This is a genomic window from Exiguobacterium sp. s133, from assembly GCF_018618595.1.
GTDB lineage: Bacteria > Bacillota > Bacilli > Exiguobacteriales > Exiguobacteriaceae > Exiguobacterium_A > Exiguobacterium_A oxidotolerans.
On record NZ_JACSMK010000002.1, the window covers coordinates 314,842 to 328,191 of the forward strand.

Genomic DNA, 13,350 nt, shown 5'->3' on the forward strand with positions numbered 1-13,350 from the left:
TCTAAACCCCTATTTTCAAAAAAATTCTAATTTTACTTTAGATAAATGTTTTATTGTCGATAGTAGAGATAGGAACACTTATCTTACACCTTAGAATCGACACCCTAGAGCCTGAAACGTCCCCGGACGAATTCTAACTAGGAGGAAATGCTCTTTGAACACGACACTATTCACGAAAACCTTGAAGATGCTCGTCAGCTTCATCATGGTCCTCGGCGTAATGTTTACGTATACTAAAGCACCTGAGGCCGCCACGACGAAAGCGACGACTTATCGCCTGTCTACAGATAGTTATCTGTATGACCGGACGACATCTTCCCGGAAACGCTTGTTGACGATCAAGACCGGAACAATCGTTTCATCCACGTATGAGTCTACTTCTGGCTATTTCAGAAGAGTAACGTACGGCGGAAAAACGGGATACGTCGCGTCAAAATATTTAACACCCTACTATCAAAAACAATCGATCAGTGGGCAACGCTTCGCCATCTCAAAACCGATGACGCTCCATCAATCTGCGATGACGACCGCGAAAACAATCGCGACACTCGATGCAAACGATGTCTACTACACTTCTCAAAAGGTCATCAATCCTTACGGTGAAGTTTGGTATCGCGTCATGTACGACGGAAAGACAAGCTACATTCAAGCGCTCAACGCAAATCCGATCAGCTATCAACGTTTGACGGATACGACGTATGAGACGACCGACGCTTACAGCCTTCGTCAATACGCAGGAACAGGCTTCCCGCGTGAACTCGTCGTTCCGAGCGGGACGTCCTTAAAGACGACAGGTCGCATTGGGGATTGGTTCAAAGTATCCTATGCCGGAAAATCCGGTTATATGTACAAAGAGGCATTCCTTGGCGCCTCTAAACAAAACGTCACGACAATCCAAGAAACAACGTTCAAATTAAAGCTCACGACGTCGCTTTATGATGCGACGGACTTAAGTAAAAAATCGCTTTTGACGATCCCAAGCGGTACTCTCGTCAAATCGACCGTCAAATCAGGTCTCTATCACCGTGTTACATACAACGGAAAAACAGGCTATGTATTAACGACGGCACTCACTGAGTATACGTCGACTGCTAAAATCGCTTCTTCTCGTTTCATGATGACGAAGTCGCTTGAAATTAAAGCGATCCCATCCAGTACGAGTTCTACAAAAGCGACATTCCACTCAGGTGATGTCTACTATACAAAATACTTGGTGACGAACGCGATTGGCGAACAATGGCACAAAGTATCAAAAGATGGTCAGACTGGGTATGTCAAAATCAATCAAGGAACGTCGATCGCTTATAAAGCACTGACGGATCTCTCCTTAAAAACGACTGCTCCGACGGCACTTCGTTCCTATGCCGGTCCTTCATATGCGACCGTCAAAACGATTCCGACGGGTACGGTTATCGCAATTAAAGGTCAAATCGGCAGCTGGTACAAAATCACGTATGATGGCAAATCAGGTTATGCAGCAGCTTCAACGTTTGCCGATCATGTCACGACTGAAAAAATATCAGGTGTCCGTTTCAAACTTTCAACTGACGTCGCTATCAAAGCTTCACCAAAATCGTCAGCAACGACAGTCGCGACGTTCAGCAAGGATGACATTTATTACACGACTGAAGTCGTCACAAACGGCTCAGCTAAATGGCACCGTGTCACAAAAGACGGTAAGACAGGTTACATCCCTGTCAATCAAGGGACGCCCGTCTCTTATGCGTCAGAAGACTTGAATGTCAAGACGACTGCAACGACGTCACTCCGCTCTTACGCCGGATCTTACGACGTCATTAAAGCAATCCCGGCAGGAACGATCTTAGCGATCAAAGGCAAAATCAACGAGTGGTACAAACTCTCGTTCGATGGAAAAACGGGTTATGCCGACTCTGCTACAATGACGGAATTAATCACGAAGCAATCATTGTCTTCTTCACGCTTCATCTTATCGAAATCCGTCGAAATCAAAGCAAGTCATCATTCGACTGCTGATACGATCAAGACACTATCGGCTGGAAACGTCTACTATACGACGCAGCTCGTCACGAATGGACGCGATGAGAAGTGGCACCGTATGTCAATCGACGGACAAACAGGTTATGTCAAGATCAATCAAGGAACACCGATCTTATACAACAGCTTACCTTCACACCAGTATGAAGCGACAGCTGCAACACCAATTCGCTCGTACGCTGGATCATCATACGCAACACTCACGACGATCCCGACTGACACAGTCGTGACGCTAAGCGGACAGATTGGTGAATGGGTCAAAGTAACTTACAATGGCAAAACGGGTTATGCTTCGAGCGCTACACTGAAAGAGCATCTCGAAACGAAAAAAATCACAGGTTCACGCTTCTTGCTGAACAGTGCCATTGCCGTCAAATCATCTCCGGATGATACGGCAACAACCGTCACGACGTTAGGTTTCGGAAATGTTTACTACACGACGACACTCGTCACGACATTCACGAACAGCCAGTGGCATAAAATCACGGTCGATGGGAAAACAGGGTACGTCAAACTCGGTCAAGCGACGTCACCAATCAGCTACACGGCAAAAGACAAGCTTTATGTAAGAGCAACTGCGCCTACGTCACTTCGCTCGTACGTTGGTGATTCTTACAACGTCTTAAAGACGATTCCTGCAAACATCGTCCTGACCGTCACTGGTCAAATCGGAAACTGGTATAAAGTCAGCTACGATGGTAAAACAGGCTATGCGTATAATGGCACACTCGTCACGACATCATCGAAATTGAACGTCTACAACTCAGTTGCGACACCGTACACGTTCGACAGTTTCATCAGTGCACAAATGAAATTGTATCCATCACCACAAACAGATCTGTACAAAAATAAGATCATGTATGTCAGTGCTGGTTACGTCCGACTCGGTGGTGGACTCGATCCCGTTTACGGAACGCTTGCAACCGTCACAGCGACGACACCGCTCAACATCCGCTCAGGCGCGACGACAGCGAGTCACATCTATGGTCAGTTCAAACCAAACAATTTAATTAAGGTCTACCAAAACGTCAGCGGTTTCTATACGACGTATCCACGCGTCTACAGTTCATCTTCGAACTACTCGACAATCCAGTGGTTAAATGCACTCGAGTCAGACGTCCGTGATATCGCTGATCCATTGAAGGTCGACCGTAACTCACAATCATTCTATCAATTCCTTGATTTATCGAAGTCGACGGGTGCTTCTGCCGCGACGCTCGATAAAGTCATCGGTTCAAAAGGCATCTTTGCAAAATGTACGACAGGAAGTTGCGGACAAGCTTTCATCGACGCAGGTTCAAAATATGCAGTCAATGAAGCATACCTCATCTCGCATGCGATGCTTGAGACAGGCAACGGCACGTCGACACTCGCGATGGGTGTGACATGGAACGGACGTAAAGTCTACAACATGTACGGAATCGGTGCATATGACTATGATGCGATCAATACTGGCGCAGCTTACGCGTACAGCCAAGGCTGGTTCACACCGGAAGCAGCGATCATTGGTGGTGCGGAGTTCATTAGCACGAAGTACATCCATAACGCCTACGACCAAAACACGCTTTACAAAATGCGCTGGAGTCCGACGCGCCCTGGTTCCCATCAATATGCAACAGACATGGGCTGGGCCGTTAAACAGACGTACCAACTCTATAACCTCTATCAACAGATGGACAGTTATACGGCCGTCTTCGATATTCCAGTTTTTGCACGATAAGCACGACTTTGCTTCGCAACAAAAAAAACGCTGTTCCCGTCATTGCGGAAACAGCGTTTTTTCTTTGACCGATGATTATGATTGCTCATTCATTTTAGCTTGGACCGTCAAAGGAGCTAGCATCGTTACCCACAGGGCAACCACTCCAGAAACAAGAATCACAATATCGCGTTCGAATCCAAGGGTCAACAATGTAATACAACTTGCGACCAGTACGAGACAGAGCGTCGCGATCATGACATGACGCGATTGTTTCAACATTTTTCTCATGTGGCATCTCTCCTTTCCTTCCATACTCGCTTACTATTCTAACAAAGATCAGGTCGCTTGTGGGGCAGTGACACGGGATTGACGACGCTTTGTGACGGAACTGTCATCTGAAAGTTTACGTTTTCGGCGCCTCAGACATTCATTTGGTACACTGTTAGGTAAGACAGGTTAAGGGGGAATTTTTTTGTTACACGAACACTCATTCACACGCGTCGACGGTACGACAGCGACGTTAGACGACTACAAAGGACAAGCTTGGCTGATCGTCAATACCGCCAGTAGATGCGGCTTGACGCCACAATTCGAAGGACTCGAACAGTTGCATCAAACGTATCGCGATCAGGGTCTCGTCGTTCTCGGTTTCCCGTGTAATCAATTTGCTGAGCAGGATCCGGGCACGGATGAAGAAATCCAAGAATTTTGCCAAATCAACTACGGTGTCACGTTCCCGGTCTTCTCAAAAGTCGAAGTCAACTGCGCGCAGACCCATCCCTTATTCGCCGAACTAAAAGCAGCCGCACCAAACGCAGACGGTGCGGACGACGTCGAATGGAACTTCACGAAGTTCCTCGTCACGCGAGATGGTGAAGTGACACGCTTCTCACCGAAGACGAACCCAACTGATTTGACAGCAGCCATCGAACGCTTACTCGTTCGTGTCTGAACATGAAAAGACCACCGGCCGGATTCTTCAGCGAATCTGACCAGTGGTCTTTTTTATTTAAGGTGTGCCCGGTTCAAGGTGTCCTTTAATCATCTCTTCCGCGAGACGTGTCACGTCCTCGACATCACGCATTTCTGTAAACGAATGTCCCCAGACGTCAAGTCGTTCAATTTCTTCAATCGGCTGCGTGCTGAAGCGTTCGCCCGTCGGTTCAAATGAACTGGCGATCGTCGACTCAAACGCGGCATACTTTAATAACCACGGTTTGTCCGTCAACAACTTCACGACCTGCTTCGGTTGTTTGAACGCGACGTCGCCGACCAGTACGACGGGGTCAAATCGCTCATGGAGCGGGTGCGTATATTGGACAGACACGACGAGCGCATGTTGGACGTGCTTGTCATTTTGTCGGATGTACGACCGCGTCAAAAAATGTGGGACAAGTGACTCGGCACTATCTTTTGTCTGATGGATGCTTAAGCCATGCTCAGTCTGTACAAGATCAGGAAGAATCGGTTCGTACCCTCGATTCGCCAACTGCTGGTCCAGCTCTTTAAATAATAATAGTGTATGTTCGACGAGTGCCCGCACTTGACGAAATGACAGTTGAATCGATTGATTGATCATGAATGTGACCTGCCTTCCAAATGATATGGTAATATATAGTCTTTTACCCAGCTTAGACAGGCTTCATTCCTATTCTTTGAAAATCGTGCTAAGATTTCGAATTCACGTATTTAATCGACGCGTGATTTGCTCAGCACGACGAGCGAGACGCAAACGGGATAATTCGCTGTCTAACGTGACGCATTCGTCAGCATCATGAATCGATTCACAGATTAAAGCTGGCGCGTATGGACGTTCGACATGACCAGCAAGTATCACGCATGGTACTAAAGCTTCGTTCGCCCGCTCGGCGACGATTGCTGGTAACTTCCCTAGTGACGTTTGCGCATCCACTTTCCCTTCCCCTGTCCAGACGTAATCTGCCGCTTCGAGCCGTTGATCAAACTTAATCTGATTCAACAAAAAGAGTGCTCCGGAAAAGATATCCGCCCCTAATGCCGCAGCAGCTCCACCTAACCCGCCTGCAGCACCAGCACCTGCGACTTCGTTGACACCGAGTATGTTACCGATTCGTTCGAGATGAACATCGAGCACATCAATCTCTCGCGCCGTCAATCCCTTTTGTAGTCCGAATACTTTCGCTGCCCCGTGCTTTCCGGCATAAGCAGCTGTTACATCTGCCAACACGTGAAGTTTGACGGCAAGCTTTGGCAAGATGATGTGTTCCGTCTCGAATAAAGGGTTGTCTGTCCAAGTAATCGGTTGACTTCGTCCGTCAAGCAACATTGCACCGAGTTCATACAAAAATCCAAGCCCTCCATCCGTCGTCCCTGTCCCACCGAGTGTCAAAAAAATTTCTGTTACCCCTGCATCCATCGCGCGGAGCACGAGTCGCCCGACGCCTCTCGTATGAAGAGTGATCGGCAAACCGGTTGCTCTAACCTGTCCAAGACCACAAACTCTCGCCACCTCGATGATGGCTTGTTCATTTTTCCTGGTATATTGTGCCCGAATCGGACGACCTGCTAAATCGATTGTTTCTGCTTCTGCTTGAACAAAGCCGTTTGCAAACAGCATCTCAAGTGTTCCTTCTCCTCCATCTGCTCCCGGGCTCCAGTCAATCGTCGCCTCTCGATCCCCTTGTAAAATCCCGTTTTGGACGGCCAACGCTACTTCCTCCGATGTCAAACTGCCTTTGAAACTATCGCTGATATTGAACTACCTCCACCTACGCTTCGCTTAGAGGTGGAGGATTCCTGAGTGATCCGACCTAACGGTCGAAAATTGATCAGGCTAACCCCGTCGTCCCGACGGTTGAAGAAGCTAGGATGCGTTCTGCTTCTTGTTTAAGATTCAATCCTGCGTTCACATCCCGGTCGTGATGGATCCCGCAACTCGGACATGTCCATTCACGCAATCCAAGATGTTTCACGTCTTTGTGTTGATGTCCGCAACTGGAACACAGTTGACTAGAGGCGAAGGTCTTGCCGACTTTCACGACGGTCTTTCCGTACCATCCCGCCTTGTATCCGAGCATGCGGAAGAACTCCGACCAACTGACCTCGGAGATGGACTTGCTCAACTTGCGATTCTTCTGCATGTTCTTCACCTGCAAGGTCTCGATCCCGATGACGTCGTGGTTTTTGACGATTTCGGTCGATACCTTGTGCAGGAAATCGGTTCGCTTGTTGGCGATCTTCTCGTGGATGCGGGCGACCTTCCGCTTCTGCTTCTGATAGTTCTTCGCCTCGGAAAGTGTTCCTTTCTTGTCCAAGGCCAACCGTTGACGACGAGAGAGTTTACGTTGTTCACGTGCCAGCTTTTTCTCAAGCGAACGGAAGTAACGGTCATTCTTGTACACCGTGCCGTCCGACAGGATGGCGAAGTGCTTCAACCCGACATCGACGCCGACGGATGAACCCGTCTTCGGCATTTCATTGCTCTCCTGCTCGACGAGCAGGGAGACGAAGTATTTTCCTGAAGCGTTCCGCCGGATGGTCGCGTTCAAGATGCGTCCGACGACTTGCCTCGAATTAGCGAAGCGCACCCACTTCAGCTTTGGGATTTTGATTTTGGCGCCAACGATCGAGACTTCTGGAAGTTGAGACTTGCCCTGAATGTTCGTCTTATACGATTGAACAGGGTTGCACTTTGACTTGAAGCGGGGTCGTTCGTTCTGCTTCTTAAAGAAGCGGTCAAAGGCATCGGCAAGATGTTTGACGCTCGCTTGAACAGACGTGCTATCGACTTCCTTCAGCCAGTCGAACGCCTGCTTCAACATCGGAATTTCTTTCGAACAAGAACCGTAAGACAGTCCTTTTCCTGTCATTTTGTATGTCTCATCCCACTTCGCCAAAAAGTGATTGAAGACGAAGCGCGAACAACCAATCGTCTTCGCAATCAGGATTTCCTGCTCTTTTGTCGGATAGATTCTGAATTTGTAGGCCTTGTGAGTCAACAAGATTTTTCACCTCCTTCAAAAAGAATATACCCGAAAAGCAGGCTGGCGATTCATCTCCCACTTTCACTCGAGCTTCACCCTGATTGTTTAGAAGTGGGCGTATTCTCGCCTGATTTTGATAAAATGATGCATCCGTTATCCCTCCTGACGTTTTTGATTCAATCGGACATCGTTTTTTTGATTCCGCTTCCAGTTAATGTTATTATGGACTTAATTTTCATAATATTTTTTTGTTTGAAGAAATTATTTTCTTACAGGAGGTCTGTCGCATGGAACGCTGTTCGCTTTGTGGAACACCTTTAAAATCACAGGATACAGCTTGCTCCCATTGCCAGCATCCTGTGACTGAAAAAAAACGATTACATATGTCATCCACTTCATCGTCACACGTATCAAAGAAACGACATCCTCTGCTTTGGACGATTGCTGTCATGACGGTTTTCGTCATCTCTTTCGGTGCCTGGTCTTGGTTCGGTCCGACGACGGCAACGAAAATCGACAATCCGTCGAACGTCCAACCAATCGCCTTATCTGAATGGACAGATGAGGACAGTGCTTATAATCAAACGTATTCAAAAGAGAATCCACCGACTTCATATGAAGTCCTAAAATTCGTTCGCCAATATACGCAAACAATTCCGGAGCTCGTGACGTACTCCGCAGCAAATGATTCGCTTGAAACGTTTGCTGCGATTCAGTTCACAACGCTTGAGGCATTCCAGTCAGAGTTCGATGCCCTTCGCGCAATCGTCGCCGTAAGCGATCATCCAATCACGCCACTCCCGCATACGATTGATTTCAATCAGTTCCATTCAAAAGAGACGACATTCGAAGTCGAGACGACAGAAACGTATAAGATCGCTACCGTTCCGGAAAATCAGTTCGTGACGTATGACGTTCACTATACGGTTCGTCTGCATACCGACCACCTTCAAATCACGACCATCACGCGAAAGGAGGTCAACACATGAAACGATTGCTTTTATTGGTGCCCTTCTTTTTGATCGGCTGTACATCAGATCCAACAACACAGATTCAAGATGAGCTGGACAACAATCAATATACAAAAGCGGTCGATTTATCGACCGATCAAGACGAGATGAACGAGCCCGCCCGTTTGATGGTGCAGCTCGAACAGGCATTAGCCAGCTATCGTTTGCAGGATGTCGTAACCATCTCAAAAAAAATTGAACAGCTTAATCTTCCGGATGACCATACCGTTCGTGAACGGGCCGTCTCAATCCGTCTCGGTGTCGATGCGTTGTTACAGGACCTGTCGCGCCTCGAAGCGACCTACCGAGTCGATCGCAGTCTGTTGGATACAGGAGTGTCCGAAGAAAAATTTGACGGACAAGGTGACATCGAAATTCGATTCGATGACGAACACTCCCTGATTGCGACCTTCCTCTATGATGACTTCGGCATGAAAGAAGCACCCCGGCAAGGAACAGATGAAATCCGTTTTGAACCAGATTTGACGGCCCGCGTCCCTTTATCAGAAGGTGTCATCTCTTACCGCTTCATCCGCACGACCTTAAAAATCACATATGAAGGCCCCGGCGGAAAACGGATTTATTACTTGAAGCAACTAAAAGATGATGCGTAAACAGACAGATGACAAAATGGGACTATTCCGATAGCTGGAATAGTCCCATTCGTCTGCCAATATAACGCGAACAAGAAATGTCGTGTGATTTTTTATAACTTGGCGACGACTTCCGCACACAATTCATGGGTCGCCAAGCTGTCTTCCGCTGTAACGGACGATGACGGTTCACCATTAACGCTCGCAATAAATGCATCGACCATCTCGACGAATCCGCGCCGCTTGAGTGTCGCTTCCCAGTTGTCAAGCGGACGACGGAGCGTGCCTGCTTTCGTTAATTGATCGACCGACGTCACGTCCGTCGCAATCCGTTTTTCATGTGGTCCCATGACTTCGACACGTTCTTCTGTCACACCATTATTCCGGTTCATGATTCCGATTGCCGTGATCCCGTTCGCTTCGAACTGGATCGTCACGTGATGCAGTAAGTCGTCGACCTTTTTCCCGCGGACACTCAAGTTTTCGATTTTACCGCACCCTGTCAAAAAACGTAACGTATCGACGACATGGACAAAGTCGTCAAAAATGAATGATTTCGCATCTTCAATGAACGAAATCCGATTTTTTTGCATGACGATTAGATTCGGTTGTTCGACTTCTAATAACGTCCGGTGTGCCGACGCGAAACGTCGATTGAATCCTGTGATGAAGTGTAAGCCTTTCTCCCCTGCTAATCGTGTCAGCTCACGAATTTCCTCGATTTCCATCGAAACGGGCTTATCGATGTAGACATGGATGCCTGCTTCGAGCAGTTGTTTCGCTTGCATCGCGTGCACTTTCGTCGCCGAATGAATCATCGCCACGCCAATGCCTGCTTCCGTTAACTGATCAATCGATGTCAGTGTCCCGGCAAAACGATACGCATCACACAGTTGCTTCGCCTTGTCTTGATTTTCCGAGACAAGATAAATGTCTAAGTCGGACCGCTCCGCGTAGACCGGTAAGTACGCTTTTTGTGCAATATCCCCAAGACCAATGACTGCAATTTTCATGAATAAATCCCCCTCAGTTCTTTCTGTTCTACTCATTCCCTATGATACGTAGTTTCATACCTGGCGTGTAGAAAATTCTAGTTTTTTGAAAAAAAAGAGAATTTCCTTTTTTTGTTTTATGCTAGAGACATATTTGAACAAGGAGGGAATGAGATTTTTATGAAAGTATCGCTCAGAATTGGACTGACACTGTTACTGCTCGTCGCCCTATGTCTTCCGGCATTACCCGCACAAGCTGCCAGTTACCAGGTCGTCGTCACTTCGACGATCGGGGCGAACGTCCGAACGAAGCCGAGCACGAGTTCATCAGCGACCATCACGCGTCGCGCTCCGTACAAAGCGAAGTTCACAGCAGTCTCGTACTCAAACGGTTGGTACAAAATCAAAGATGGTAGTGCGTACCGTTACCTTTCGAATCAAGTCGCGAAAAAAGTCACGGCAAGTTCGACGAAAACGTATAAAATCATCGTCTACTCGAAGTATGGTGCGAACGTCCGTACATCACCAAGCACCGCGTCCTCTAAAAATATTAAACGGCTCGCTACATACAACTCGAAGTTTAATGCCGTTTCCTATTCGAATGGTTGGTACAAAGTAAAAGGGAAAGTGAACTATTATTACGTCTCAAGTCAGGTCGCGAAAAAAATCACGACAAGTGCACCTGCGACTTCAAGTAGTTATCCCGTCGCCTCGATGCGTTATTTCAAACTCGGCTCCTCAAGTTATGAACTGTCAAAAGCCAGTACGACACGCCGTTATCCGGCAAGCACGACAAAACTGTTGACGGCCCTCGTCGCTTATGACGCCGCTGCCAAAAAAGGAACGCTCGATCAAACGTTCACTTTGACCTACTCTATGCTCGCCGTTCCTGCTGGAAGCAGCACGGCTGGATTCCGTTCGGGTGATAAAGTCACACTCCGTCAACTGTTGAACGGGATGTTGATTCGCTCCGGCAACGACGCAGCAAAAGCCATCGCCATCCGTACGGCAGGTTCTGAATCGAAGTTCGTCTCGTTGATGAACAGTCGTGCCAAAACAATCGGTATGGCGTCAAGTCACTTCATGAATCCGCACGGCTTCTATCATGCGAGTCACTATACGACAGCAGCAGACATGCAAAAACTCGCTAACACGTATGCTGAATACAGTTACTTGATGACCGTCAGTGGCCGAAAATCATACAAAACGACCGTCAAAGGACCATACGCCCGGACGTTGACGTGGTACCATACGAACACGTCGCTTCCAAACGAATCGCGTGTCTATGCGAGTAAGACAGGGTATACACCAGAATCTGCCTATACACGTGTCTTCTTCATTAAAAAAGGTTCGACGCGCTACGGCCTCGTTACGTTGAAAGGAACACTTCCACAAACGGAAACGACATTACGCGCTGTCTTAAACCGTTAATCGCCCGTCCCCTAGGAGACTTTCTTCGGAAACGCTTCTAGGGGATTTTTTTGTTCTGATTGCGTTTAAAATTTCACTTGCATTGGAAGCGAATTCATCATATGGTTAAAGCACAATCAGACGTCTGACGTCTCAATGGAGGTATGACCGTGGGAAATGTAAGTTTATTATTTGGGGGCGTTGCGCTCTTTTTAAATAGTTTGTCCTTGTTTGGAAAAGTTGATTTAAAGAGTGCCGGTGTCTTCAGTTTGTTGACAGGATTACTACAAACGTTCGTTGCGACGTTGCTCGTCATCGGTGCAGCAGGTGATCCGATCTTGACGTTCGGCTATGCGAGCATTTATTTGTTTGCCTTTACGTATCTGTATGTCGGCATCACGTTCATCTTCGGACTCGACGGGAGCGGCGTCGGCTGGTTTTCCCTGTTCGTCGCCATCGCTGCATTTTTCTATGCCGGCGTCAGCTTTAGCGCAGGCGACTGGATGAGCGGAACGACGTGGTTGTTCTGGACACTCTTATGGTCGATGTTCTTCATCGGAATGGGACTGAACCGCAATGTCGATGCATTGACGGCACGCGTCGCACTCGTCCTCAGCTGGTTGACGTTGATCGTACCTGCACTCGTCGGACTTCGTTTCGGTACGGCAGGAAGCAGCTACCAACTGTTATGGAGCGCAGCTGCCATCGTGACCGTTCTCTACTTTGTTTACTCGGCCTTGAAATTGTCGCCGCTTCGCCGACCTGTCCAATCATGATGTCCGACACATGCTACTACAAAACGCGCTGTTCCCTTGATGCTTACAGGGAATAGCGCGTTTTTTTGGTTCGTAAGGCGCGTTCCCTTCCCGAATCATCTCCGAGCGGCAAGCTTTTTGGTTCGTAAGGTATTCGCATTTCTCGTCGCGCATTCTCTTCCCGAATCGTCTCCGAGCGGCAAGCTTTCGCGCCGCTTCGTTTCACTGCAGGGTCGCTCCTTCTTGCTCTTTCGCTCGAAAGCGATTCGTGTCAGGAAACGCGACGCATCACAGGCTTTTAGTGTTTCCTTCTATCAGAAAAGCTAAAAAGATTTGCTTCATCGTGACTCCTACGGGAAAAAGCATAAGATGACTTGTGCTGTCAGAGGCAGGCGAGACCCTGCCCCTTGACCTGTAAGGGCAAGAGGCAACGGCTTGCGCCTCATCCGAGGAAAGCACGGGAAGCAAAAATCTTTCGCACCATTTACATTGATCAACTACGTTTTTTGGTTCGTAAGGTCTCCTTTTATTCGGAAAGCTAAAAAGATTTGCTTCATCGTGACTCCTACGGGAAAAAGCACAAGGTGACTTGTGCTGTCAGAGGCAGGCGAGACCCTTCCCCTTGACCTGTAAGCGAAAGGGGCAACGGCTTGCGCCTCACCCGAGGAAAGCACGGGAAGCAAAAATCTTTCGCACCATTTACATTGATCAACTACGTTTTTGACGCATAAGACATTCCATTTCGCACCACTCAATCCTTGGGTTTCCTTCTATCAGAAAAGCTAAAAAGATTCGCTTCATCGTGACTCCTACGGGAATAAGCGCAAGGTGACTTGCGCTGTCAGAGGCAGGCGAGACCCTGCCCCTTGACCTGTAAGCGAAAGGGGCAACGGCTTGCGCCTCGCCCGAG

Annotated in this window: 11 protein-coding genes; 6 read left to right on the plus strand and 5 right to left on the minus strand. The window is 48.0% G+C overall.

Translation table 11 applies throughout. The annotated features are described in order from the left end of the window. Window positions 1-154 precede the first annotated feature (154 nt). On the plus strand, window positions 155-3,736 hold the full coding sequence (locus tag KNP96_RS04125) for an SH3 domain-containing protein (protein ID WP_214768925.1): 3,582 nt from the start codon (window positions 155-157) through the stop codon (window positions 3,734-3,736). A 75-nt stretch (window positions 3,737-3,811) separates the two neighbouring features. Here KNP96_RS04125 and KNP96_RS04130 read toward each other — a convergent pair whose 3' ends face one another. Then, a complete protein-coding gene (locus KNP96_RS04130) occupies window positions 3,812-4,006 on the minus strand; it encodes a hypothetical protein (RefSeq protein WP_088837867.1) in 195 nt (64 codons plus the stop codon). A 184-nt stretch (window positions 4,007-4,190) separates the two neighbouring features. Between KNP96_RS04130 and KNP96_RS04135 the strand changes: the two genes are divergently transcribed. Then, a complete protein-coding gene (locus tag KNP96_RS04135; protein ID WP_214768928.1) occupies window positions 4,191-4,670 on the plus strand; it encodes a glutathione peroxidase in 480 nt (159 codons plus the stop codon). Between the two features lie 57 nt (window positions 4,671-4,727). On the opposite strand, the gene KNP96_RS04140 is transcribed toward KNP96_RS04135, so the two are convergent. From KNP96_RS04140 to tnpB, 3 genes are all read right to left on the minus strand, one after another. Beyond that, entirely contained in the window at window positions 4,728-5,297 is a 570-nt protein-coding gene (locus KNP96_RS04140; RefSeq protein WP_088837869.1) for a hypothetical protein, read from the minus strand. A 102-nt stretch (window positions 5,298-5,399) separates the two neighbouring features. Continuing rightward, window positions 5,400-6,449: a glycerate kinase gene (locus tag KNP96_RS04145; RefSeq protein ID WP_214769070.1), complete on the minus strand. Its 1,050-nt coding sequence runs from the start codon at window positions 6,447-6,449 to the stop codon at window positions 5,400-5,402. A 76-nt stretch (window positions 6,450-6,525) separates the two neighbouring features. Next, complete coding sequence (gene tnpB / locus KNP96_RS04150) at window positions 6,526-7,698, minus strand: IS200/IS605 family element RNA-guided endonuclease TnpB (RefSeq protein WP_214767067.1); 1,173 nt, start codon at window positions 7,696-7,698, stop codon at window positions 6,526-6,528. A 269-nt stretch (window positions 7,699-7,967) separates the two neighbouring features. On the opposite strand from tnpB, the gene KNP96_RS04155 reads away from it, so the two are divergent. Continuing rightward, entirely contained in the window at window positions 7,968-8,669 is a 702-nt protein-coding gene (locus tag KNP96_RS04155; protein WP_214768931.1) for a zinc ribbon domain-containing protein, read from the plus strand. Beyond that, window positions 8,666-9,304, plus strand: coding sequence for a hypothetical protein (locus tag KNP96_RS04160; RefSeq protein WP_088837872.1), 639 nt, complete (start codon window positions 8,666-8,668; stop codon window positions 9,302-9,304). The genes KNP96_RS04155 and KNP96_RS04160 overlap by 4 nt, the downstream gene beginning before the upstream one ends. Before the next feature lie 92 nt (window positions 9,305-9,396). Here KNP96_RS04160 and KNP96_RS04165 read toward each other — a convergent pair whose 3' ends face one another. Further along, window positions 9,397-10,296 (minus strand): Gfo/Idh/MocA family protein, encoded by a 900-nt coding sequence (locus KNP96_RS04165; RefSeq protein WP_214768933.1) that lies wholly within the window; start codon window positions 10,294-10,296, stop codon window positions 9,397-9,399. Between the two features lie 159 nt (window positions 10,297-10,455). Between KNP96_RS04165 and KNP96_RS04170 the strand changes: the two genes are divergently transcribed. Both KNP96_RS04170 and KNP96_RS04175 read left to right on the plus strand, forming a co-directional pair. Further along, on the plus strand, window positions 10,456-11,706 hold the full coding sequence (locus KNP96_RS04170; protein WP_214768936.1) for an SH3 domain-containing protein: 1,251 nt from the start codon (window positions 10,456-10,458) through the stop codon (window positions 11,704-11,706). Between the two features lie 143 nt (window positions 11,707-11,849). Further along, on the plus strand, window positions 11,850-12,461 hold the full coding sequence (locus KNP96_RS04175; RefSeq protein ID WP_251132058.1) for an AmiS/UreI family transporter: 612 nt from the start codon (window positions 11,850-11,852) through the stop codon (window positions 12,459-12,461). Window positions 12,462-13,350: the final 889 nt, after the last annotated feature.

Excerpts from the sequence above, each read along its gene's own strand:
- KNP96_RS04130 (WP_088837867.1), bottom strand. The coding sequence starts at position 4,006 with ATGAGAAAAATGTTGAAACAATCGCGTCATGTCATGATCGCGACGCTC.
- KNP96_RS04140 (WP_088837869.1), bottom strand. The coding sequence starts at position 5,297 with ATGATCAATCAATCGATTCAACTGTCATTTCGTCAAGTGCGGGCACTC.
- KNP96_RS04160 (WP_088837872.1), top strand. The coding sequence starts at position 8,666 with ATGAAACGATTGCTTTTATTGGTGCCCTTCTTTTTGATCGGCTGTACA.
- KNP96_RS04170 (WP_214768936.1), top strand. The coding sequence starts at position 10,456 with ATGAAAGTATCGCTCAGAATTGGACTGACACTGTTACTGCTCGTCGCC.
- KNP96_RS04165 (WP_214768933.1), bottom strand. The coding sequence starts at position 10,296 with ATGAAAATTGCAGTCATTGGTCTTGGGGATATTGCACAAAAAGCGTAC.
- KNP96_RS04175 (WP_251132058.1), top strand. The coding sequence starts at position 11,850 with ATGACCGTGGGAAATGTAAGTTTATTATTTGGGGGCGTTGCGCTCTTT.
- KNP96_RS04155 (WP_214768931.1), top strand. The coding sequence starts at position 7,968 with ATGGAACGCTGTTCGCTTTGTGGAACACCTTTAAAATCACAGGATACA.